Below are 23,406 nucleotides of genomic sequence, written 5' to 3' on the forward strand. Positions count from 1 at the left end.
GCGCGCCTACCTTCCCGGCAAGGGCGCGCACCGCGCCTCCGGGCCGCGCCTTCGACGGGGCGGATGGCCGGCCGTCCCGGACCGAGAGGAACAGGCGGATCCCGATGCGAACCAGGAAGGCGGCGGCGCTGGCCGCCGCGGTGGCGCTGATCGCGGCCGGATGCGGATCGAAGGGCGAGAAGCAGAGCGGCGGGGACGCGGACACGCTGACGATCGGCGCGTCCATGTCGCTGACCGGGTCGCTGGCCCGCGAGGGCGGCCTGACCAAGGAGGGCTACGAGCTCTGCAAGAAGGCGGTGAACGCCAAGGGCGGCGTCGCGGCCGGCGGCAAGCACCTCAAGCTCGACATCAAGTACCAGGACGACACGTCCAAGCCCGACACCGCCGCCCAGATCGTCGACCAGTTCAACGACAAGGGCATCAAGCTGATCCTCGGCCCGTACGGCTCGGCGACCACCGAGGCCGCCGCCGCCGTCATCGAGCGCAACGGCCAGGTGATGGCCGACAGCTCCGGCGCCGACGACAAGATCTTCCAGAAGGGCTACAAGCGGACCTTCGCCGCGCTGTCCCCGGCGCACTCCTACGCCGCGTCCATGGTCCAGGCGATCGCGGAGATGGCCACGCCGAAGCCGCGCACGATGGCGTTCCTGTCCGCCGACGACGGGTTCTCCAAGACCGTCGCCCAGTCCGGCGCCGACGAGGCCCGCAAGCTCGGCTTCACCGTCGTCGCCACCGAGTACTTCCCGAGCGGCACCTCCGACGTGTCCGCCGCGCTCACCAAGATCAAGCCGATGAAGCCGGACGTCATCGTCGGGTCGGTGCACGTCGCCGAGGGCATCGCGATCATCAAGCAGGCCAAGGAACTCGGCGTGCGGCCGTCCGGCGGGTTCGCCGAGACCGTCGCGCCGCCCACCCCCGACTTCGCCAAGTCGCTCGGCGCCGACGCCGAGAACGTCCTCGGCTCCACCCAGTGGACCGCGAAGACGGCAGGCAAGGACAAGTGGATCGGCACCGCCGCCGACTACGCCACCCAGTTCGCCGCCATGTTCGGCGGCCGCGCCCCCGAGTACCACGGCGCCGAGGCGACCGCCGCGTGCATCGCGCTGGTCGACGCCGTCGAGAAGGCCGGCGGCACCGACCCCGACAAGGTTCGGGACGCCCTCGCCGCACTCGACGAGCCGACCTTCTTCGGGCCGCTGAAGTTCACCCCCGAAGGCCAGAACCTCACCAAGACCATGCAGGTCGTCCAGGTGCAGAAGGGCAAGCCCGTCACCGTCTGGCCCAAGGACGCCGCCGAGGCCCCGCTGATCTGGCCGGGGAACCGGTCATGAGCCAGTTCCTCCAGGCGACCGTGTACGGGCTGCTGCAGGGCGGCCTGTTCGCGCTGATCGCCGTCGGGTTCTCCCTGGTATGGGGGGTGATGAACGTGATCAACCTGGCGCACGGGTCCTTCGTCCTCGTCGGCGCGTACCTGGCCTTCGAGCTGAACCGGCGGATCGGGCTCGACCCGTTCGCCGCGATGGTCCCGGTCGCCGCCGCCCTGTTCGCCGCCGGCTACCTGGTCCAGCGCGGGCTGATCAACCTGGTGGTCAAGGCGCCGATCTTCATCACCCTGCTGCTGACCTTCGGCCTGAACCTGCTGCTGGTCAACGGGCTCATCCTGATCTACTCCGGCGACTACCGCTCGGTGACCACCGGCTACGCCGCCGACGGGTTCGCGCTGATGTCGGGCGTCCGGGTGCCGGTCGGGCGGCTGCTGGCGGCCGTCGTGGCGCTGCTGCTCACGCTCGCCCTCGTCGCGGTCATGCGGCGCACCCGCACCGGCCTCGCCATCCTCGCCACCGGCATGGACCGCGGCGCGGCCCGGCTGATGGGCATCCGCGCCCGGCACGTCTACGCCCTCACCTTCGGCCTCGCCGCCGCGATGGCGGGCGCGGCGGGCGCGGCGGTCAGCGCCGTCGGCACCTTCAACCCCGCCGACGCCGGCCGCTTCACCCTGTTCAGCTTCGTCGCCGCCGTCCTCGGCGGGCTCGGCAACATGTACGGCGCGCTGATCGGCGGCATGGTCCTCGGCCTCGTCGAGGCGTGGGGCGGGCAGCTGCTGCCCGGCACCCTCGTCAACGCCGTCGCGTTCGCCGTCCTGGTGGCCGTCCTGGCCGTCCGGCCCGAGGGCATCGCCGGCCGGGCCTTCTACTCCTCCCGGGTCGAGGTGTGACCATGGCCGAATCCAGCACCGCCGCGCCCGCCGCGGACACGACCCGTCCGGCCCGGGGCCGCCGCCCCCGACTGCCCGCCTGGTGGCCGTGGGGAGGCGGCGCCCTGCTCGTCCTCGGCTGCCTCGGCCTGCAGAGCCAGCTCTACTCCGGGCAGGAGCGGACCGTCACGACCGTCTTCATGTTCGTCGCGCTCGCCGCGGCGTGGAACCTCATCGGCGGCTACACCGGCTACGCCTGCTTCGGCCAGGTCGGCTTCTTCGGCCTCGGCGCGTACACGACCGTCATCCTCATGGTCCACGCGAGGCTGTCGTTCTGGATCGCGCTGCCCGCCGCGGCCGTCGTCGCCGCCGTGTTCGCCGCCGTGATCGGGCTGCCGCTGCTGCGGCTCAAGGGCCACTACTTCGCGGTCGCGACCCTCGGCGTCGCCGAGGGCCTGCGCGAGCTCGTCACCAATGTCCCCCGCTGGACCGGCGGCGGATCCGGCGCGACGATCCCGTCCACCGGCGACCGGGCCGTCACCCCGTGGCTCGGCAACGACGGCTTCTACCTGCTGTTCCTCGGCCTCGCCGTGGTCTGCGCCGTCGTCGTCGCGCTCGTCTCGCGCGGCCGCACCGGCTACGCGCTGCGCGCCGTCAACCAGGACGAGGACGCCGCCGCCGCGATGGGCGTCAACACCACCGTCGCCAAGACCGTCGCGTTCGCCGTGTCCGCCGCGCTCACCGGCGCGGCCGGCGCCGCCTACGCGTTCCAGCAGGTCACGATCTACCCGCAGCGGCTGTTCGACGTGGACATCACCGTCCTGATGATCGTGATGGTGGTGCTCGGCGGGGCCGGCACGGTGCTCGGGCCGATCCTCGGCGCCGCCGGCATCGCGATCGCCTCGGAGTACCTGCGCCAGCACCTGCCCGAGGCGCACGACCTCACCCTCGGCGCGCTGATCATCATCGCGGTGATCCTGCTGCCGCAGGGCGTCGTCAACTTCGCCCGGGACGCGGTCCGCACCCGCGACTTCTCCCTGCTGTCCAACGTCCGGAGGTACCGGCTGTGAGCGGCGACACCCCCGTCCTGCGGGTCAGCGGGCTGCAGCGCAGGTTCGGCGGCCTGCTCGCGGTCTCCGGCGTCGACCTGGCGCTGCCCGCCGGACGCGTCCTCGGCGTGATCGGCCCGAACGGGGCGGGCAAGAGCACCCTCGTCAACCTGATCAGCGGCCATCTCAAGCCGACCGCCGGGTCCGTCCTGATCGGCGACACCGACCTCACCGGCGCCCGGCCGTGGCGGATCGCGCACGCCGGCGTCGCGCGGACCTTCCAGATCGTCAAGCCGTTCCGCGGGCTCACCGTCGCCGACAACGTGACCGTCGCGGTGATGTTCGGCCCGGCCCGGATCCGCTCGCGCGCCCGCGCCCGCCAGGAGGCCGAGCGGGTGCTGGAGCGGGTCGGCCTCGGCGGCAAGGGCGGCCTGCCGCCCGCCGAGCTGACCGTCGCCGACGCCCGCCGCCTCGAGCTGGCCAAGGCGCTCGCCCTGCGGCCCCGCGTGCTGCTGCTGGACGAGGTCCTCGCCGGGCTGCGGCCCGCCGAGATCGACCCGGCGCTGCGGCTCATCGACGAGCTGCGCGGCGAGGGCCTCACTCTGCTGGTCATCGAGCACATCGTCCAGGCGATCGCCGCCGTCTCCGACGAGATCCTCGTGCTGCACCACGGCGCCGTCCTCACCCAGGGCCCGCCGGACGAGGTGCTCGGCGACGAACGCGTCATCGAGGCCTATCTCGGCCACCGGTACACCAGAAGGAACCCCTCATGATGCTCGAGATCGACCGGCTCACCGCGGGCTACGGCCGGGTCCGGGTGCTGCACGAGGTGTCCCTGTCGGTGGACGAGGGGGAGATCGTCGCGCTCGTCGGCCCCAACGGCGCCGGCAAGTCCACGCTGCTGCGCGCCGTCACCGCGATGATCCCGGACCGCAGCGGGTCGGTCCGGGTGGCGGGCCGCGAGCTGATCGGCGTGGCCGTGGAGGACGTCGCGGCGGCCGGGGTCGCGCACGTCCCGGAGGGCCGCCGGCTGTTCCCGGGGCTGACCGTCCGGGACAACCTGCGGCTGGGCGGCTGGGTGCCGCGCAACGCCGACCTTGGCCCGGTCCTGGAGATCTTCCCGCGGCTCGCCGACCGGCTGAACCAGGTCGCGGGCAGCATGTCCGGCGGCGAGCAGCAGATGTGCGCCATCGCGCGGGCGCTGATGGGCCGGCCGCGGCTGCTGCTGATCGACGAGCTGTCCCTCGGCCTCGCGCCGCTGGTCGTCGACGAGATCCTGGCGCGGCTCGGCGGGATCGCCGAGAGCGGGACGGGCGTCCTGCTGGTGGAGCAGGACGCGGGCGCCGCCCTGGAGGTCGCCGACCGCGGCTACGTGCTGGAGCTCGGCCGGATCGGGCTGTCCGGGACGGCCGCGGAGCTCGCCGCCGACCCGCGCATGCGCAGCGCCTATCTGGGCGGGGACCCGCCCCAGGCGCCCGTTTCCTGACCTTCGGACCCCTGCTGGGGAGCGGGGCGCGCACCGGCCGCCGGTGCGCGCCCCGCTTTACGTCGCCCTTCCTCTGGGGCCCTTCCGTAAAGCCCGCCCCAGGGGCCCGCCAGGGCCTGCGGGGCCTGGGGCAGTGCTGCTTCCTGGCCGCCCGGTGGGGCTTTCCTGGGGGCCCGGAAGGGGGCGAAACCCCTGCCCAGGGGGTGGCCCGGGCCACTCCGACGGGTGATCCACGGGCCCGGATCCCGGCCCGTGGAGATCGTCCCGAACTTTTTTTGGCCGGGGAGAACTGGACCGCAGCCCTTGCGTGGAGGGAGTTTTGGGAGGTCTTTGCGGGTCGGCCGGGTGCTTGGGGCGTGCTTGACGAAATATGGGGCCCCTTGAACCTGTTGTGGATGTGTGACCGACGGGGAAGCCCGTCCGGAGCGCCCGATCAGATCACGAAGGGCGCATCAGAGTCCCTGATCATCAGGACGGCCGATCAAGGCACGTCCTCCGCCGAGTCCGCAGCGCGCCGATCACGGCCACGCGGAGCCGGGGACCCACCGAAACACCGGGGTGAATCCGCACCCCCGCGCGCAGCGGGGCCGCGGTAGGGCCACTTCCACGCCCGAACCCGACAGCTAACCCGGTAGGCGGACTGGAAGAACCTCAGGAGAACCCTTCTCATGACCGCTCGTACGTTCGACCTGACCAAGCGCATCGGCACCCGCGTCGCCGCCGGCGCCGTCCTCTCCCTGGCCGGTGCGTTCGGCTTCGCCTCGCTGGCCCCGTCCGCCCACGCGGACACCAAGCCCGCGAACACCGCGCACGTCGCCGCCGTCGCCAAGGCCGACGCCAACGGCGCCAAGTCCGACGCCAAGGGCGCCAAGACCGGCGCGACCGCGCAGGACGTCATCAAGCTCGCCCGCACGCAGATCGGCACCCACGAGGACGCCTCGGGCAACAGCAAGTTCAACAACTGGTACATCGACTCGCCCCTCGGCGAGCAGAACGCCCATCGCATCGGCGCCAAGAGCGCCTCGGTCTACAAGGGCCAGTCCTGGTGCGACATGTTCGTGTCCTGGCTGGGCCAGAACACCGGTGCCAAGGGCATGGGCGCCGACGCCTACACCGTGAGCCACGCGCAGTGGTTCAAGAAGACCGGCCGTTTCGGCCAGACCCCGAAGCCCGGCGCCGTGGTCTTCTTCGCCTGGAACGGCGGCGGCATCAAGGGCATCGACCATGTCGGCATCGTCGTGAAGGACAACCACGACGGCACCATCAAGACCATCGAGGGCAACACCGGCGACGCGGTGAAGCAGAAGGTCCGCGACACCTCCACCGTCGCCGGCTACGGCTACCCCGAGTACCGGTGAGCCCGGGCCGCACAGCGGCCCCCCTTCCCCCGCACCCGCCTAGCGGTGCTCCCCCCTCCCTTTCCATCCCCCGCGCGATCACAGCCACGTGCCGTGCGCCGGACCCGTCATGCCCGAACGGCGTGACCCCTCACGCCCGACGGCGTGACCCGGCGCCCGGACCACCGAGCGAAGGATGAACATGCAGCAGCGAGCCATCGACACCGCCCTGACCGCCCTGACCGGTACCGCCCTCGCGGGCATGCTGGTCGTGGGCGTGGCGGTCGAGAGCGCCCACGGCGCCCCGGCGGACAAGCCGATGGCGCACAAGGCCACCTCGCAGGAGGTGACCGGGCACCACACCGCGACCACCCACCACACCACCGGCAAGGCCGCTCCGAAGACCCACGCCGTCCTGTCGGGCAGCACCACCGCGTCCTACTTCTGGGACGACGGGTCGGGCGTGAACGGCGACACCGGCGCCCCGGCGAGCGGCAAGCCGATGCAGAAGGGCATGTTCGCCAGCCCGAGCTGGCCCATGAACACCAAGGTGAAGGTCAGCTACAACGGCCACAGCGTCACCGGCTTCGTCGGGGACCGCGGGCCGGGCGAGCCGTCGCACCGCGGCGTCATGCTCGACCTCGACACCTACACCTTCCGGACCCTGGTCGACGGCAAGAAGCCGGCCAGCAAGTACGACACCGGCACCTCGCAGGGCCACCTCAAGGGCGTCAAGTACCAGGTGCTGTCCTGGGGCCACGGCGCCGGCACGAAGGGCGCCCCGAAGCCCCTCGGCTGATCCGGCCCGCCCGGTGATCCCCTCCTAGGCGCCCCCCGGACCCCCCAACCGCGGACCCCGCTCCCGTCCCATGGACGAGAGCGGGGTCCGTCGCGTTCGGCAGGGGCCGCGCCGCCGGGACATCCGGCGGCAATTGCCGCTGATCGGGGATGAGCGTAACTTCTTGGCGGGATCCGGATGCCGAGCGAAGGCGGGGCGATGGCGGCGGGCGGTTCGGCAGGGGAGCGCGGGCGGCGCGCCCGCGAGCAGGCGCTCGAACTGGCCCGGCGGTCCCGCGAGGCGTACCGGCTGGCCGGCCGCTGGGAGGCCGCAGCCGAGGCCGAGCGGGCGGTCGCCGCCACCCTCGTCGGGCTGACCGCGGTCGGCTGGCGGCTGCTCGTCGACCGCCGCTGGCCGGGCACCCGCGCGGCGAACATCGACATGATCCTCATCGGGCCCGCCGGCGTGTTCGTCATCGACGTCAAGCGCTGGCACGACCGTCCGGTCGTCGGCGGCGGGCGGCTCTCGGCCGGCGGGACGCCCCGCGACGAGGAGGTCCGCAAGCTGCTGGCGATGACCCGGACCGCCGAGGAGCAGGTCGCGGCGCTCGGGCTGTCGCCGGTCGCGCTGGTCCCCGTCATGGCGTTCGCCGGGCACCGCCTCGACACGCGCGTGGGGCGGGTCCGGCTGCTCGGCCATCCCGATCTCGTCCACGCGCTGATCGCCGAGCCGAGGCGGCTGACGCCCGCGCTGGTGGGCGTCGTCACCGCGCACCTCGCGGAGGCGTTCCCCGCCTACGAGCCAGCCGAGCTCAAGCCCGGCGGCACCGGCGACCCCGGCCCGGCCGACGGCGGCGACGCCCTGTTCGAGACCGAAGAGGTCGAGAAGGCCGCGCTGGAATCGCTCCTGCACGCGCCGATCGAGCGCTGGATGACGTTCCTGCACCCGGACCAGGTCGCCGTCGCGCGCCGGGACTGGAACGGCCCCGCGCGCATCAGCGGCCCGGCCGGGACGGGCAAGACCGTCGTCGGGCTGCACCGGGCGGCCCATCTCGCCGGGCGCGGCCGGGAGCGCGTCCTGTACGTCACCTTCGTCAACAACCTGCCGCGGGTGCAGCGCCGGCTGTTCGAGCGGATGGCCGGCGTGTTCGCCGACCGGGTCGAGTTCTCCAGCCTGCACGGCTGGGCGACGGCGTTCCTCGCCGAGCGCGGCGCCGAGGTGCCGCTGAACGCCGCCCGCGCCGACGACGCCTTCTCCCGCGCCTGGATGACCATCGGCCGCGACAGCGCGCTCGCCGAGATCGACCCGATGCCCGGCTACTGGCGCGAGGAGATCGACCACGTCATCAAGGGGCGCGGGCTGACCTCCCTGGAGGAGTACCGGACCGTCGCCCGGCACGGCCGCCGGACCGCGCTGCAGCCCGCCCACCGGGAGGCGGCCTGGCTGCTCTACGAGGAGTACGAGCTGCTCCGCGAGGAACGCGGCGTCGGCGACTTCAACGACGTCCTGCTGGCCGCCCTCGCGGAGCTGGAGAAGCGGCCCGCCGACCCGCCGTACTCGGCCGTCATCGTGGACGAGGTGCAGGACCTCACCCTCGTCGGCGTGAAGCTGCTGCACGCCCTCGCGGGCGACGGCCCCAACGGGCTGCTGCTGATCGGCGACGGGCAGCAGGCGGTGTACCCGGGCGGGTTCCGGCTCGCCGACGCCGGGATCGCGGTCAAGGGCCGGGGCGCCGTGCTGCGCACCAACTACCGGAACGCATCGTCGATCCTCGAGGCGGCGATGGACCTGGTGTCCGGCGACCCGTTCGACGACCTGGACGGCCCGAGCCCGAACGGCCGCCGCGCCGTCGACCTCACCTACCACGAGGGGCGGGTCGTCCGGGTGGACGCCGCGGACGACGAGGAGCACGACCGCAGGCTGGTCGAGGCCCTCCAGACGCTCGCGGACGAGGAGCCGGACGGTCCGGGCGCCTGGGCCGGATCGGTGGTGCTGTGCCCCTCGCGCAGGGAGATCGGCCGCTACGACCGGCTCCTCACGCGCGCGGGCATTCCGGTGCTGCGGCTGGAGAACTACGACGGGCGGCCTGTCGAGGCCGTCAAGCTCGGCACCTACCGGCGGGCCAAGGGGCTGGAGTTCAAGCACGTCTTCCTGCCGCACCACGACGCGGCCCTCGCCGACGCCGCCGATGCGGACGCCGCGTCCCGCGAACGCGCGGAGCTGGCCCGCCGCCAGCTGTTCGTCGCCATGACCCGCGCCCGCGACCTGCTCTGGCTCGGCTCGACCGACCCCAACGGACCCCGCCGGCCTGCTTCGTAGGGGGAACGTTTCCTGGAACTCTCCCCATATGAGAACCAGCAAGGCTCCCGCGCCTATCTCTCCACGTCGGCGCGTAGTGCTGTGTTCCTGATTGGGCGGTCCCAAAGTCGGCGGAAGGTGCGGCGGCGGCTGCACCGGTTCAACGAGGCCGAGATCGACGGGCTGGGCAACCGGCTGGGGGCGGGCCGCAAGCGGCGCACTGTCTCGTCATGGCTGTGGGTGTCGAGTTCGGAGATGTCGGCGGGCGTATCTCGGGAGGAGTCCTGCCGCTACCGAAGCGGTGAGCGCCATGGCCAGGCAGGCCGAGCCCAGGCCGAGGGCACCGGCAAAGGCGGCGACGGCGATCGGTGCAACCGACCCGCCCGCATCGGTGACCAGTCGCCACGAGCTGAGGAATGTGGCCGGCGCATTCGGGTCGGCCAGGTCGGAGCCGATCGTGGGGACCAGGCCGCCGCTGATTCCGTTGGCCGTCGACATGACGGCGACGGCCGCGATGTACACCACGTCGCTTGCGGGAGCGACGAGCGCGACGGCGGCTGCGAGGTGGGAAAGGCCGAACGCGACGAGTGTGCCGACGGCGACGTGAATCCGCCCGACTCGGTCGACCAGCGAACCGCCGAGGTAGCAGACCGCGAAGTCGAGGGCGCCGGTGACGCCGAGCAGCAGGGCGGTCGACACGTTGTCCCACCCCAGGCTTACTCCGATCAAGGGGACGAGAACCCGGCGGCCGGTCCGCATGGAGCTGATCACCGACACCGTCAGCCCTAGTTGGAACAGTGTTCGGCGGCTGTTCCACAGGGTGCCCAGCACGCCCTGGCGACCGTGGTCACCGGTCGGTGTGGTGCTCTCGGGGAACCGCGCGATGGCGACAAGGACGAGCAGCCCCACCGACGTACCGACGACCACCAGAAAGGCGGCCTCTGACCGGCCCGAGACGTGGAAGGCTGCCGCCGCTAGGAACGGACCCAGGAAATTGCCCAACCGGGTGAAGCCCGCGACAGCGGACAGGGTCCGGCCCCGCACGGGCACGGGCACGGTGACCGTGATCCAGGCGTGCCGGGCCATGGCGAAGACCGATACTCCGGCCCCGATCAGCGCTGCTCCCAAGCCGAGCAGGGGGATGGACGAACCGATGTAGGCGAGCAGGCCACCGACGGCGGTCACGGCGGTCGAGCCGACCATCGCCGTCCGCTCGCTGAACCGGTCGACCACCCAGCCCGCCGGGAGCGTGGAGGCCAGTTGCCCCAGCGTTATCAAGGCGGCGACCAGCGCCGCTATGGCGAAGGAGCGTGTCAGCGCGGACGCGGCGAGCGGCACGGCCGTGATGGTGGCGCTCTGGCCCAGGGAGTTGAGCAGGTTGGGGACGAGGACGGTCGGGCCGATCAGACGCCATGGCACGCCGGGCCGTTCGGACGGTCCGGTGCGTTCGGACTTGCTCAGCTCAACCACATGCCGCAGTGATGCTCGGCCACGTAGTCGGCGCCGGTCACCACCTGAGTGCGGCCGCCAGGGAGGAACGCAAGGCGCTTCTCACCCGAGCCGGAGCCGTACCGCGGCCATTGGTTCAGCCACCGGGCGCGCGGGCTTCCGGACTCCGCCAGCCGCGACCAGTAGCCGATCATGGTTCGGCTCAGCCGCAACTGCGGCTCGCTGAGCTTGCCCATGATCTCTGATTGCCACAGGTAGGGGACTTCGGAGGTGTGCCCGGAGCCGATGGGGAATGACGACGGAACCGTCATGTAGGGCCGCAGAGGCGCCGTCTCGTCGCGGAACTCATAAGTCCACGTGGGGGCGTAGCGCGAGATTGATCGGGAGAACGGAAGCGCCGTGCACACCCGGTCGTCGGTCTGCACCTTGGCGCGGGCCAGGCCAGGGCCTGGGTAGTCCGAAAGCGGGTACTCCGCGAGGATCCGCTGCGCGCGATCCCCGTACGTGCTCCGGATCTGGGAGATGTACGTCGCGGGCGTGACCGGCTGCCCGATCATGTCATTGCTCTCGTAGACGAAGGCGCGTGCCTCGTTCCGCACGTTGCCGAAGATCACCGGCACCCGGTTGAACCGCCCGGTGGCGAACGCGTCCTTCGGCGGCAACGGAAGGTCGCCGCCACCGGCCACGGTTCCGGCCCGGGTGCCCTGGGCCGCCTGGACTTTGAGGAGGTCGGCGACACTCTTGCCGCGGAGGCAGGCCAGGGCTGTGTTCGGGTCGGAGCAACCCGCTGCCTCGGCGAATCGGAGTCCGGCGGTGTGCGATTCCTCGCGCGTCGGGGCGTTCCCGCACGCGCCGGCGCTCTGGACGACCGCTGCGGAGAACAGTCCTGCGGCGGAGGGCGAGGCGAGCAGCCAGCAGACCGCTCCGGCTCCTGCCGACTGGCCCGCGATGGTCACTCGGCCGGGGTCGCCGCCGAACGCGGCGATGTTGCGCCTGACGTACCTGAGGGCCTGCACTTTGTCCAGATTCGCATAGTTCCCGCCGGATGTCCCACCGGCCGTCTCTGCGTCGAGGGCAGGCAGATCAAGTCCACCCAGTACACCGAGGCGATAGTTCACGGTGACCACGACGGAGTCACCCCACTGTGCCATGCGCACCGGCTCGACGTCGGTCGCGGCGCCGTTGATGCCTCCACCACCGTGGAAGAAGACAAGGACCGGGCGTTTGCCCGTGGCCTTCCGCGGCGTGTACACGTTCATGAAAAGGCAGTCCTCGGCTGTGCTGGAAGGCTGGCCCGGTCGCCAGAACACCGCCGGCTGGGCGCAGTCCGCGCCGGTCTTGACCGCAGACCGTGTCCCCTTCCAGGACTCGACCGGTCGAGGCCGTCCCCAGCGCGTTGGAGGGGCGGCATACCGGACGCCGTTGAAGACGCGGTACCCCTCTTTCACCACGCCGCGCAGGACGCCTTCCTTCGTGCGCACAGCGGCGCCGGTGTCTCCTCGATCACTCCCTGCCAGGCTCGCGGGGAAGGAGGTTGCCGCTGCGGCGGGAGGCGCGAACAGGAGCAGCGAGAGGGCGATAGCGGGTGTGGTCAGGAGCTGGGATGGGCGAAGCGGCGTCGTCACGTCGAGACCCTTCTACTGCCGGGGCAGTTGTTCAGAGAAGGTGAGCACCTGGCGTCGGCTACCGTCCGACCTCGTCGTCGTACGGGGGTCGCTGACGAGGCCGGACGCTAGAAAGCGCGCAGACGTGCGTCAATGGAATGAGCGATAAGGATTCGTGAAGAGGTGATCAGGATCGAGTGTTCGTCGCCTTCATGCGAGTGAATACTTAAGCGATTGAGCGCCATTCAAGTGATCCTGAGCGCCCTTCGTGCCCGTCCGCTGATCAGCAAGGTGGGGCCCGGGGACTCCCGGCGGTGTCGTCACCGATGAGGGCGGCATCGAAGGCTCCGGAGTCCCAGGCACACCGGCGCTCCGGCAGCGAGGCGGCGCTGTTCCCGGCTTATCGGCTCCAGGAAGGCTCGGACGTGGCCTGGGGGTCACCCCCTATCCCCGGCCGGGATTCTGATGGCGGTGTTTCGTCCCGTGTCCATGGCTCTCTGCGGTCCTACAGCAGGACGGCCTCGCTGATGACCGACCGCCCGGCCTCGCCCGGTGGCGGTCTTGTGCTGTCCGTGTACAGCCGGTGGGGCTTCATCTGATAAGTCGCCCTAATCGGTTGAGCAGCAAGTGTGCACTTTTTGAAGTGACGCCCGCCACCTAATGTGGCCGACACCTGTTCGCAACGCTCGCTGCTCCCGGCTCTCTCCCGGCGCGGTGGCTCTTCTGAAAGGGAGTGCCCGTCCCATGTCCAAGCCCTTCGACTGGTCGATCGCGATCGCCGGTGAGTGCATGGTGACCCGTCCGTTCTCGATGCACACCGAAAAGGAGTTCCTGGGGATCCGCGAGCTCTTCGCCGGATCGGACGTGGCCTACGCCCACCTCGAGATGAACTTCGGCGATCATCGTCATTTGCACCCGGGTCGCGGTGACTGGTACGGCAGCTACATGCTCGCCGAGACGCGGCTTGCCGAGGAACTGCGCTGGCTGGGCGTCGACGTGATGTCGACGGCGAACAACCACAGCCTCGACTTCGGCGAGATGGGCCTGCGGTCCACCTTGGAGTCCTGCCGTGCCGCTGGTCTCGCCTGCGCCGGCACCGGCGAGGACCTCGACGACGCCCGCGCCCCTGTCTACGTCGAGACCCCGCGCGGCCGGATGGCCCTTATCTCGACGAGCTCCGGCAACCGTCCCCACGAGTGGGCCGGCCGCCCCAAGGAGACGATGGTGGGGCGTCCCGGTGTCAACTCGCTGCGCACCGAGTGGACCTACCATGTGCCCGCCGAGGCCGCGGCCCGGCTGCGCGAGTCCGCCGAGGGGCTCGGCATCCTGCGCACCAGCGCCCAGTGCGGTCCGGGCAAGACCGGCCGCGTTCTGGCCGACGACGAGTTCCAGTACACGTTGCCGGGCGGTCAGTCGGCTTCCGGTGAACTGGTCTTCAAGGAGTCGGACCGGTACCGCATCGAGACCCGCTGCCACGCGGGCGACCTCGAGGGCAACCTGCGCTCGATCCGGTCCGCCGCCGCGATGGCGGATGTCGTGATGGTCGCTCACCACTTCAACATCTCCGAGGGCCCGCGCGGCGACCGTCCTCCCGCGTTCGTGCGCGAGTTCGCCCATCGCGCGATCGAGGAGGGGGCCGACGTCTTCGTCGGGCACGGCTGGCACAAGACCCTCGGGATCGAGATCTACCAGGGCAAGCCGATCTTCTACGGTCTCGGCAACTTCTTCGCGCAGTCGGAGTTCCTGGAGCATGTCCCCTCCGACAGCTACGAGACCTGGGGGCACGACGTGGACCGGCTGCCAACGCTCACGCCGGACATGTGGCCGCTGCACCCGGGTTTGGACGGCCCGTCGGAAACCTGGTGGAGCTCGGCCATCATCAAGGTCCACCTCAGCGAGGGACGGCTCACCGACATCACCTTGCACCCGGTCGAGATGGGGCGCGAGGTCACCAAGGCCGCCAAGATCACTCGGGGAACGGGCAAGTCCGCGCAGCACACGCTGACCGAGGGACGTCCGATAATGGCCGACCAGGTCAACGGTGAACGCGTCATCGAGCGGTTCCGCGAACTGTCGGCGGATTACGGCACCACCGTCGAGGTCGCGGACGGCGTCGGCCGGGTGCGGGTCGAGGGCTGACCCTTACGAGGGCCGAGGGCAACGAGGATGCGGAAGTGGGAGGTCTGATGACGAGCCGGCAGGGCCGCAGGCCCGAGAAGTGTGCCGCTTGGTGGGTGCCGGCGGTCGAACCGAGCGGAGGTGAACGGCCATGGTGGTGATGGCGCCGGATCGCGAGGACGCTCCCAAGGCCGACGTCGCCGCCGCTCGCGGCCGGGGCGCGATGCCCGGTCGGGTACTGGTCGGCGTCCTCGTGATCGTCCTGACCTTCCTGGTGTTCCTTCCGACGGCGTTCGTGTTCATCCGGGCGCTGTCGGAGGACCCCCGCGCCCCGCTGTCCACCTTCTCGCTGGACGCCGTGCGCGAGAGTTACGGCTCTCTCGAGATCTGGGGGGTCGTGGGTGAGACGATGGCGATGTCGGTCGCGTGCGGAATCGTCGCGACCGCCATCGGGGCCCTCCTGGCATGGGTGATGGCCCGTACCGACGTTCCGTTCAAGCGATTCTTCGAGCTCGTCGTCATCGCCCCGCTGTTCCTCTCACCGTTCATCGGGGCGTTGGCGTTCCTGGAACTCGGTGCACCGCGCACGGGCCTGCTGAACCAGCTGGCGCGCGAGGCGGGACTGCCCTCGTGGATCTCCATCGACGTGATGACCTTCCAATGGCTGATCATCATCCTCGCTCTGCACTACGTGCCTTATGGCTACCTGCTGGTGTCAGGGAGCCTGCAGAACATGGACGCAAGCCTTGAGGAGGCGTCGCACATCAACGGCCGCGGCACCGTGCAGACGGCGCTGCGGGTCACTCTCCCGGCGATCAAGCACGCCATGCTCTCGTCGATCATCTTCGTGACGATCAGCGCCACCGGGATGTTCTCGGTGCCGGCGCTGCTGGGCGCGAAGGCGGACTTCAGGCCGCTGGCCGTAACGGTCTACCGGGCGACGAACGGCTACCCGGCGGACTACGCCCTCGCGGCGGCCCTCGGCACGATGATGGTCCTGCTGAGCGTGGTCGGGCTGTGGCTCTACCAGCGCGGCCTGCGCCAGTCGTCGAAGTTCGTGACGGTGACCGGTAAGGCTCGCAGCCGCAAGCGGATCGAGCTCGGCCGGATGAAGTACGCCGTCGTGCTGCTGCTGGTGCTCTACGCGCTGATCACCACCATCCTGCCGTACGCCGCGCTGTGCCTGCGTGCCTTCAGCAAGTCGACCAACATCGGGGACTTCGACCTCACCACCTCCGTGGTGCGTGACGTCCTCGCCAAGCCCGAACTCAAGACCGCCCTGGTCAACACGGTGATCGTGTCGGCTGCCACGGCGGTGCTCACGGTCGTGGTGGGCCTGCTGACCTCCTACGTCACCGAGCGGATGAGATTCCGCGGGTCCGGCCTGCTCAACTCGGTGGCCATGGCGCCGCTGGCGGTACCCGGCATCGTCTTCGCGACCGGGGTTTTCGCCATGTACCTCGGCACGCCGCTCTACGGAACACTGGCGATCATGGTCATCGCCTACGTCGCGTCCTATCTTCCCCACGCGACGCGAGTGACCGGCAACGGTTTCGTCCAGATCGACTCCTCGCTGGAGGAGGCGTCCCGGATGTGCGGAGCGACCCGGGCGCGGGCCATGTACACGATCCTGTTGCCGCTGATGAAGCCGTCGATCTCCTCGGCGCTGATCATGGTCTTCCTGTTCACCGTGCGGGAGATCAACACGGCCATCCTGCTGTACACGCCCGACACCATGCTGCTCTCGATCCTGTCCTTCAACTTCGCCTCGCAGGCGTCGCTGCCGTCCGCGGCGGTGGTCGGCCTCATCGAGACCGCGCTGATGATCGTCTGGATCGTCCTCGCCATGGCGCTGCTGCGCCCCGGCAACCCGTACAAGCGCGCCTGAGAACCGGGTGACGAGGTCAAGGAATGAAGAAGGTGAACAGATCGGTGAACGGCCAGCACCCGAGTGGGAAGGCGGACCGTGGGCTCCAGATCACGGGGCTCGTCGCGACCTACGGCAAGTCGGTCGCCGTGTCCAGCCTCGACCTGGAGATCGCCGGGTCGGAGTTCGTGACGCTGCTCGGACCGAGCGGCTGCGGCAAGACCACGACATTGCGATGCGTCGCGGGCCTGCACACACCGACAGGCGGAGAGATCCGGCTCGGAGGACGGCGCGTCTACGGCGACAGCGTGAACGTGCCCCCGAACAAGCGGGACATCAACATGGTGTTCCAGTCCTACGCAGTCTGGCCGCACATGACCACGCTGGAGAACGTCATGTACGGCCTGCGGGCGCAGAAGATGGATCGCGCCAAGGCAAGGCGGAAGGCACGCACCATGCTCGAGCTCGTCGGTCTCGGCGACTTCGAGAAACGTCACGCCACCGACCTGAGCGGTGGCCAGCAGCAGCGGGTCGCGCTCGCGCGAGCCCTGGCCACCGAGCCCGGCCTGGTTCTCATGGACGAGCCGTTGAGCAATCTCGACGCCCAGTTGCGGGCGCGCATGCGCGACGAGGTCCGCCAGCTTCAGAAGAGCACGGGAACGACGGTCCTCTACGTCACCCATGACCAGTCCGAGGCCCTGTCGATGTCCGACCGCGTCGTGGTCATGCGCCAGGGGGTGATCCAGCAGATCGGCGACCCCTGGTCGCTGTACCACCGGCCGGCCAACGGCTTCGTGGCGAACTTCGTCGGTGAGGCGAACGTTGCCAGGGGCACCGTCACCGAGGTGGGGGAGCGCACGTTCACCGTCTCGCTTCCGAGTCTGGGCGCGGGCACGGTGTTCGACGTCGCGATCTCTGCCTCGGAGCAGCCTCCCGGCACGGGACAAGCGGTCTCGATCGTTTTCCGGCCGGAGTGGGTGTCCGTGGCCGACGACGAGCAGGAGGAGGCCGTGTCCCGGGCGGGGCGCAACGAGGTTCGGGCGACCTTGCTCTCAAGCGAGTTCCTCGGGTCGCACTTCGAGCGCACCTACCGCGCCGGTGAGCATGAACTACGCGTTCAGGCCGTCACCGGCCCGACCTCGCTTCCACGGCAGGCGGGTAGCGAGCAGATCCTTCTGATCACCCCGGACAACCTCACCTGGTTCGTCCCGGAGTCGTCGGCCGGTGGGTCGTCGACCGGGGGAGGAGCCGCTGCTGAGGGCATACGAGAGTCCCCAACCGTCACCATGCGTGGTTGACCCTGACCAGGCAGCCCGGGCCCAGAGCGTTCTCGCCTCGGGCCCGGGCCTTCGGTGTTCCCAGAGCGGTTCGGCACATTGGAACCGTTGGCGGACGCAGGAGAGCCGTGGTGGAGCCTCACGTCAGGTGTCCGCGGAGCCCCGGTTGGTAGTGGCGGACCCATGGTCGGCGTGGAAACGGCCTAGGCACGACCGGCGGGCCGGGGTAACCGTCAGCCGGACGTCGCCGGGCTCAGCGTGGCGTCGACCTTGGCCGGCAGCACATTGACGAAGACCCGGGCGTGGTGGGGAACCTCCTGGTCGGGTGGTGTGAGGATCACCGCACCCCGGACGAGAGGCAGACCCGGCATCGGCACCGGTTCCAGGAGACCGAGGCGCTGATCCTCGGTGGCGCAGAAGTCCGGCAGGATCGCCAGGGCGAGACCGCGGGTGACGTAGGTCCGCATCGCCTCCAGGCCGCGGGACTCCAGGACGACGCGCAGGGAGGCACCGACCTTCTTGGCCCAGCGTTCGATCAGTTCCCGGCTGCGCATCCCGTCGGCGAATGTCGCGAAGGCCGCCCCCGCGAGGTACTCCAGCCGCTCCTGTTGATCGAGAGCGAGGATCGGGTCATCCGGACGGGCGTAGAGGTGCATCCGCTCCTCGATGGTTCCCAGCACGCCGAACCCGCTCGGTCCGGGGGCGCGGCAGACGCCGAGGTCGGCTCGCCCCTCCTGGAGCTCACGCACGCAGGCGTCGCGCGAGGGAGCGTGCCGGATCACCACGTTCACGCCCGGCGCGGCCTGCTTCATGGCGGCGACCGCCTCGACCAGCAGGTGCTTGATGTGGTCGGTGTCGCTGACGACGATGAGGGTGGAGCTCTCGCTCAGATTCTTCATCTGCTCCAGCCGCTGGTGGAACAGCTCCGTGCGAGCGAGCATCTCGTCGGCGAAGGCCATCAGCTCGCGCCCCGCGGCCGTGAGCTCGGAACGAGCACCCTGCCGGCGATCGAGCAGCGTGGCTCCGAGCAGCCGCTCAAGGTGCCGGATGCGCTGGGACACCGCGGGCTGCGTGAGGGCCAACTCGGCCGCGGCGGCGCGGAAGGAGCCGGCGCGGCCCAGGGTCTGGAAGGTGAAGAGCTGGTCGAACGTGAGCCCGGCGATGAGGCTCTGCCTGCTCGTGTGTCGCCCTTCGCGACCCTGGGTGCTCATCCGCCGAAGCGTACCGCGCGCGCCGGCTGACGACGGCCGTGCAAGAGCGCTGGTCACGGGGCCAAGGAAGGAATTTCGCCGAGTCGCTGCTCACCGTTGGTCCCGAGGGAGAGCGTGCCCTCCACCTCAGGATCGATCCGGACGTCGACGATCTGCAGCCCGTTCTGGCACAGTTCAAGGGATGCCAGGTCGGCCTCGGTCCGCACGACCGAGCCGACACCGTCGAAGGCCTCTGCGAGCCGGACCAGGTCGGGGGGCGTCTGCCGGGCGATCGTGTCCGGAAGCCCGTACTTGCGCAGATGCTTCACCTCGGCGCCGTACTGGAGGTCGTTCATGACGACGATGGTGAGCCGCAGGCCGGCGAGCCGGACCACGTCGAGCTCCTGAGCCGACATCATCAGCCCGCCGTCGCCGCAGATTAGGACGACGTGGGCGTCGGGCCGGGCGGCGGCGGCGCCGAGCGCGGTGCCCAGGCCGAGCCCCACCGAGCCGTAGCCGCGGCCGACGAGGAAATCGCGGGCTGTACGCGTGCCGACGAGCGAGGGGAGCGTAGGCAGCGAGCGTCCCGAGTCGGTGACGATGAGCCGTTCGGTCGGCAGCACGCGGTCGAGTGCCAGGTAGACCTCGCGCGGGTCCAGGCCATGACCGGTGCCCAAAGGGACGGCGAGAACGGAGGCTTGGATCTCGTCTCGCGGTACGGAGGGCGGTGCGGTGCGCTCGCCGGGGCGGCGAGCCTTCCACGCCGCCAGGAGCCGCTCGGCGGTGACGCGTGCGTCCCCGATCAGCGGCAGGTCGACCGGCACGGTCTCCCCGATGGCGTCGGGGTTCACATCACACTGGATCACGGTCGGCTCGCGGTACAGCTTGCCGTGTCCGTAGGTGAACTGGTTGAAGGAGGCGCCAAAGACGAGCAGTAGGTCGCACTCCCGCAATGCTCTGCGTGCGGCCACCGGAGACCAGCCGCCGCTGAGGCCGAGATCCTGAGGGTGCCCGGAGAAGAGCCGGACGGCGAGCAGGCTGGTGGCCAGACGCGCTCCCGTCGCCTCCGCCAGGGCGACGAGAGCGTCGCGGCTGTCCGCATGCACTGCACCCTGACCTGCGAGGATGAGTGGGGTGCGGGCCTGGGTGAGCAGGTCGATGGCGGTCTCGACGGCGGCGTCGTCCGGCATGCCGCGAGATCGGCCGGCCGTGGGGACGAGCGGCAGGTCCGCCACATCCTCGTCGAGCACGCCATCGGCCATGCTGAGCACCTGAGGCTGGCCGTTCCACCTCGCCGCGCCGACCGCGGCGTCGAGGGCATCGGCGAACTCCGCGATCGTGTTCGCGTGGTGGAAACCCGCCCCGATCAGCTCGGTGAACTTCCGCTGCTCGACGTTCTGCGCGGTCATCGAGTCGGGCGAGGGCGACTCGCCGACCACCATGATCAGTGGGCTGTGGTTGCGGACCGCGGCGATCAGAGCGTTGACGGCGTTGGCGAAGCCGGGTCCGCGAGACACGCTGCACAACCCGATTCCGCCCGTCGATCGGGCGTATCCGACCGCCGCCGAGACGCACGTGGCCTCATGGCGGGTCGGGACCAGACGGAGCCGGCCACTCGCGACCCCCGCGCCGATCCACGGCACGTTGGTCCCGCCCAACATGCTGAACACGGTGTCCAACCCGCGGGACGCGAGCAACTCGGCTACCGCCTTGTTCCCTAGCACGGGACTTGTTCCCCTCTCGATCCGCGGGCCGCTCAGCCCTTCAGGGTCTCGTTGACCTTGGTGACGAACTCGCCGAACTTCTTCCCCTCCAGTTGAGGCAGCTCGCTCATGCCGTACCAGGGCTTCGGCGGCGCGTACCACGGTTCCTTGGCGACCTTGCGGTCGTCCTTCCAGCCGGTGCGGGTACCGGTACCGGTACCGAGCTTGGCCATCAGGTCATGCCCCTCTGCCGAGGTGGCCCACTCCATGAACAGCCGCGCGGCATAGGGATGCGGCGTCTTCGTCGGCAGAGCGATGCTCCACAGCGCCGAGGCGGCCGGGTCGGGGTACTTGTACTGGATCGGTGCGCCCTCGTCGACGTAATCGTTGTAGAGGGTGTCGGTGCCGAAGGTGACGGCGTACTCGCCCTTGACGAGCTGGGCGGCGATCGGAATCTGGCTCTCGAAGAGGGCGGGGTCGTTCGCGCCGACACCCTCGAGCCACTTCCAGCCGTATTTGCCGGCCTGGTTGATGATCGCGTTCGCGTAATTGCCGGCGGTCGTCGCGCCGCCGGTGTCACCGAGCGCGATCTTGCCCTTGAACGACGGATCCGTGAGCGCGGCCACGGGGTCTTTCTCCAGCAGGGCCTGCTGCTGGGGTGTCACCACTTTGGTGTTCCAGGCCACGGCTCCGATGCTCTGATGCAGCGGGTACACCTTGCCGACGAGGTCGTCGCCGGGGAAGACGGTGTCGTAGTCGTATCCGCCGAAGTTCTGGGTCTTGTAGTTGGTGATCCAGTCCTTGTCGGCGGCGTCTTCCCAGAGCTGGAAGACATTCTGGATCACGATGTCGGCTTTGTTGACACCGCCCTGCGCCTCCTGCGCCCACTTCTGGAAGAGTGTGGTGCTGCCGTCGCGGTAGAGCTTGACCTTGATCCCGTACTTCTTTGTGAAGGCCTTGCCCCAAGCGGTGGTCGCCTCCTCTGTCGTCCCGGCGTACAGGCTCAGCTCCCCCTCGGACTGCGCCTTCTTCACCAACTGGTCCATGCCGCCCGCAGCGGTCACGTCCTGAGGCAGGTTCTTGGCATCTCCCGACGACCCGCATCCGGCCAGGGTGAGCGAACCTGCGACCACCGTGGCGACGAGCCACTTCCTTCGCATCACTGCGATCAGTCTCCAATGCCGACAGCAGAACGGGCGCCGAGATGGATGCTGCCGACTCCATCGTCGATCTCGAGGTGGGTCCCGAGTTCTGCTGAGAGCCCTTGGAGGCGCTCCAGCACTCGGGTCGCGTTGTCGCCGGTGCCGGGCCGTGGCCGACCTTCCGTCAGCGGGTGTTCCTTTGATCCGCCCGTGCGGCGGGTGATCGGCGCCTCGGGCGAGACGTCCCGGCCGAGTTCGACCGGGTGCAGCCGGATCGACTCCACTCGTCCGGCCTCCAACCGCACCGAGATCACAGCGGAACTCCACCAGGTCCGGCGATGCGGCTCCAGGCCGGGGTGCAGGGGCCAGAGTTCCGGCGTCTGGGATGGCAGCAGGTCCGGATCGTGTCTCCAGGTCTCGTAGCCGTCCGCGGGAACATGCTCGATGAAGGCGGACTGGGCGAAGAAGTTCCCGAGACCATAGAAGATCGGCTTGCCGCGGTAGATCTCGATGCCGAGGGTCTTGTGCCAACCGTGACCGAGGTAGATGTCGGCGCCCTCGTCGATGGCCCGGTGCGCGAACTCCCGCACGAAGGCCGGCGGGTGATCTCCGCGTGGGCCTTCGGACAGATTGAAATGATGGGCGACCAGCACAACGTCGGCTTGCGCGGCCGCCGCTCTGATCGACCGGAGATTGGCCTCCAGATCGCCAGGGTGGCAGCGGGTGTCGATCCGGTGGTCGGAGCCCTCGCGGAAGACGAACTCCCCAGCGGCCGACTGCCCGCCGGGCAGGAGCAACTGGAACTGATCAGGGTCGAGAACCGGGCCGGTCTTGCCGGGACCGCTCTGCGTACTGGTGCGCAGGATGCCAAGGCCGTGCGCCGCCCCGCGCAATGCCGCGGCGGCGCGCGCGTCGACCTGGTATTCCATGCTGACGCGCAGCGGGTTGATCCCTGGCCGGCCGACCATCGTCCCTTTGGGATGGCCCGCCCATTCCTGCGCCTTGTTGCCTGACGCCGTCGATACCAGAGCGACGCGACCGCCCGGTGTCTCGGTGTAGGCCGGGGCGCGTGCCTCGTCCAGATCGCGCCCGGTACCGGCGCACACCAAGCCAGCCGCGCGGCAGTTGTCGAGAGTCGAGAGCAGGCCGTGCTGACCGAAGTCGAGGCTGTGATTGTTCGCCATCGACAGCACGTCCACCCCGAGCCACCGCAGGTCGCGAGCGACCTGCGGATCGGCCAACATATAGCTGCCGAAGGTGTCTCCGCGGCCGGCGTGCATCTCGCAGAAAGCGCCGAAGTTCATCTCCAAGTGCGCGTACGTGACATCGGAGGCATGAAGGAGGTCGCGGATCTCAAGAAGACCCGGGTCGGCGACCTGAGCGAAGGGGCGCGAGGCTAGGCACTCGCCTGCGATCGCGATGGTCGTGCCGCCGCTCATGTGTCCTCCTCGCGTTCGTGCTCCTCACCGGGTGTGACGCCGGTAACTGACCAGAAACATAGGCTGGGTCGTGGAGCGACCGAAACCACACGATCGCTAGTGAGCCGATTAGGTGAGCCTTATCGGTATGGCCGTGAGACCCCTTGAGATGACAGGGGTCAGGTGAGCGGCGCCACAACCATGTCACTGGGGGGCCGCGCCGCCCGCACGAAGCCTCAGGACTCCAGGCGCCCGACACGCACCTGTGACGGCTGGTCGATGGTGCGGTTGAGGAACAGATCGCAGGCCCGGCCTTCGCTTGCGCCGGTAGGGATGCCGAGACGCCGACACCGAAATCATGCTGGTCATCGCACCAGTGTGAGCCTCTCTTATGTCTAGATCACAGATTCTTTGCTCGACATGGCCGTCGATGCGGTGCGAAATAGGCGGCACGACCCTGATCGCGGCGACGGCGGCTACGGGCTGGGCCGATCTC

The 23,406-nt window shown here is 69.9% G+C and carries 17 protein-coding genes and 1 riboswitch; of the genes, 11 read left to right on the top strand and 6 right to left on the bottom strand.

From position 1 onward, the window contains the following. The first annotated feature begins 104 nt into the window (after nucleotides 1-104). From F8568_RS31175 to F8568_RS31210, 8 genes are all read left to right on the top strand, one after another. Nucleotides 105-1,331 carry an amino acid ABC transporter substrate-binding protein gene (locus F8568_RS31175; RefSeq protein ID WP_151597263.1) on the top strand — a complete coding sequence of 409 codons (1,227 nt, stop codon included), beginning with the start codon at nucleotides 105-107 and terminating at the stop codon, nucleotides 1,329-1,331. Continuing rightward, a complete protein-coding gene (locus tag F8568_RS31180; RefSeq protein WP_151597264.1) occupies nucleotides 1,328-2,215 on the top strand; it encodes a branched-chain amino acid ABC transporter permease in 888 nt (295 codons plus the stop codon). The genes F8568_RS31175 and F8568_RS31180 overlap by 4 nt, the downstream gene beginning before the upstream one ends. A gap of 2 nt (nucleotides 2,216-2,217) precedes the next feature. Next, complete coding sequence (locus F8568_RS31185) at nucleotides 2,218-3,264, top strand: branched-chain amino acid ABC transporter permease (RefSeq protein WP_151597265.1); 1,047 nt, start codon at nucleotides 2,218-2,220, stop codon at nucleotides 3,262-3,264. Further along, nucleotides 3,261-4,016 carry an ABC transporter ATP-binding protein gene (locus F8568_RS31190; RefSeq protein ID WP_202125571.1) on the top strand — a complete coding sequence of 252 codons (756 nt, stop codon included), beginning with the start codon at nucleotides 3,261-3,263 and terminating at the stop codon, nucleotides 4,014-4,016. The genes F8568_RS31185 and F8568_RS31190 overlap by 4 nt, the downstream gene beginning before the upstream one ends. After that, entirely contained in the window at nucleotides 4,013-4,729 is a 717-nt protein-coding gene (locus F8568_RS31195) for an ABC transporter ATP-binding protein (protein WP_151597266.1), read from the top strand. Before F8568_RS31190 ends, F8568_RS31195 begins: the two co-directional genes overlap by 4 nt. Before the next feature lie 486 nt (nucleotides 4,730-5,215). Continuing rightward, a riboswitch (cyclic di-AMP (ydaO/yuaA leader) is annotated at nucleotides 5,216-5,381 on the top strand. Between the two features lie 16 nt (nucleotides 5,382-5,397). Next, nucleotides 5,398-6,087, top strand: a complete 690-nt coding sequence (locus F8568_RS31200) for a CHAP domain-containing protein (RefSeq protein ID WP_151597267.1) — start codon at nucleotides 5,398-5,400, stop codon at nucleotides 6,085-6,087. Between the two features lie 181 nt (nucleotides 6,088-6,268). After that, entirely contained in the window at nucleotides 6,269-6,865 is a 597-nt protein-coding gene (locus F8568_RS31205) for an RlpA-like double-psi beta-barrel domain-containing protein (RefSeq protein WP_151597268.1), read from the top strand. 177 nt (nucleotides 6,866-7,042) lie between these two features. Beyond that, the gene (locus tag F8568_RS31210; RefSeq protein ID WP_236009581.1) at nucleotides 7,043-9,163 is read left to right on the top strand and encodes a nuclease-related domain-containing DEAD/DEAH box helicase; all 2,121 of its coding nucleotides are present in this window, start codon (nucleotides 7,043-7,045) and stop codon (nucleotides 9,161-9,163) included. 207 nt (nucleotides 9,164-9,370) lie between these two features. Here F8568_RS31210 and F8568_RS31215 read toward each other — a convergent pair whose 3' ends face one another. Both F8568_RS31215 and F8568_RS31220 read right to left on the bottom strand, forming a co-directional pair. Beyond that, the gene (locus F8568_RS31215) at nucleotides 9,371-10,612 is read right to left on the bottom strand and encodes an MFS transporter (protein WP_160573815.1); all 1,242 of its coding nucleotides are present in this window, start codon (nucleotides 10,610-10,612) and stop codon (nucleotides 9,371-9,373) included. Beyond that, nucleotides 10,600-12,216, bottom strand: coding sequence for a carboxylesterase/lipase family protein (locus tag F8568_RS31220; RefSeq protein ID WP_151597269.1), 1,617 nt, complete (start codon nucleotides 12,214-12,216; stop codon nucleotides 10,600-10,602). Before F8568_RS31220 ends, F8568_RS31215 begins: the two co-directional genes overlap by 13 nt. Nucleotides 12,217-12,939: 723 nt before the next feature. Here F8568_RS31220 and F8568_RS31225 point away from each other — a divergent pair. The 3 genes from F8568_RS31225 to F8568_RS31235 all read left to right on the top strand — a co-directional run bounded on the left by F8568_RS31225 (nucleotide 12,940) and on the right by F8568_RS31235 (nucleotide 17,478). Next, nucleotides 12,940-14,334, top strand: a complete 1,395-nt coding sequence (locus F8568_RS31225; protein WP_151597270.1) for a CapA family protein — start codon at nucleotides 12,940-12,942, stop codon at nucleotides 14,332-14,334. Between the two features lie 130 nt (nucleotides 14,335-14,464). After that, nucleotides 14,465-16,201: an ABC transporter permease gene (locus F8568_RS31230; protein ID WP_151597271.1), complete on the top strand. Its 1,737-nt coding sequence runs from the start codon at nucleotides 14,465-14,467 to the stop codon at nucleotides 16,199-16,201. A 23-nt stretch (nucleotides 16,202-16,224) separates the two neighbouring features. After that, entirely contained in the window at nucleotides 16,225-17,478 is a 1,254-nt protein-coding gene (locus F8568_RS31235) for an ABC transporter ATP-binding protein (RefSeq protein ID WP_151597272.1), read from the top strand. 212 nt (nucleotides 17,479-17,690) lie between these two features. Here F8568_RS31235 and F8568_RS31240 read toward each other — a convergent pair whose 3' ends face one another. From F8568_RS31240 to F8568_RS31255, 4 genes are read right to left on the bottom strand one after another with little or no spacing between them, the layout of a single operon-like run. After that, on the bottom strand, nucleotides 17,691-18,668 hold the full coding sequence (locus tag F8568_RS31240; RefSeq protein ID WP_151597273.1) for a LysR family transcriptional regulator: 978 nt from the start codon (nucleotides 18,666-18,668) through the stop codon (nucleotides 17,691-17,693). 53 nt (nucleotides 18,669-18,721) lie between these two features. Then, nucleotides 18,722-20,512, bottom strand: coding sequence for a thiamine pyrophosphate-binding protein (locus F8568_RS31245; RefSeq protein ID WP_328601109.1), 1,791 nt, complete (start codon nucleotides 20,510-20,512; stop codon nucleotides 18,722-18,724). Next, nucleotides 20,404-21,510: an extracellular solute-binding protein gene (locus tag F8568_RS31250; RefSeq protein WP_236009642.1), complete on the bottom strand. Its 1,107-nt coding sequence runs from the start codon at nucleotides 21,508-21,510 to the stop codon at nucleotides 20,404-20,406. The genes F8568_RS31245 and F8568_RS31250 overlap by 109 nt, the downstream gene beginning before the upstream one ends. An 8-nt stretch (nucleotides 21,511-21,518) precedes the next feature. Further along, nucleotides 21,519-22,931 carry a CapA family protein gene (locus tag F8568_RS31255; protein WP_151597276.1) on the bottom strand — a complete coding sequence of 471 codons (1,413 nt, stop codon included), beginning with the start codon at nucleotides 22,929-22,931 and terminating at the stop codon, nucleotides 21,519-21,521. Nucleotides 22,932-23,406: the final 475 nt, after the last annotated feature.

The sequence above is a fragment of the Actinomadura physcomitrii genome (assembly GCF_008923205.2).
Classification (GTDB): Bacteria; Actinomycetota; Actinomycetes; order Streptosporangiales; family Streptosporangiaceae; genus Spirillospora; species Spirillospora physcomitrii.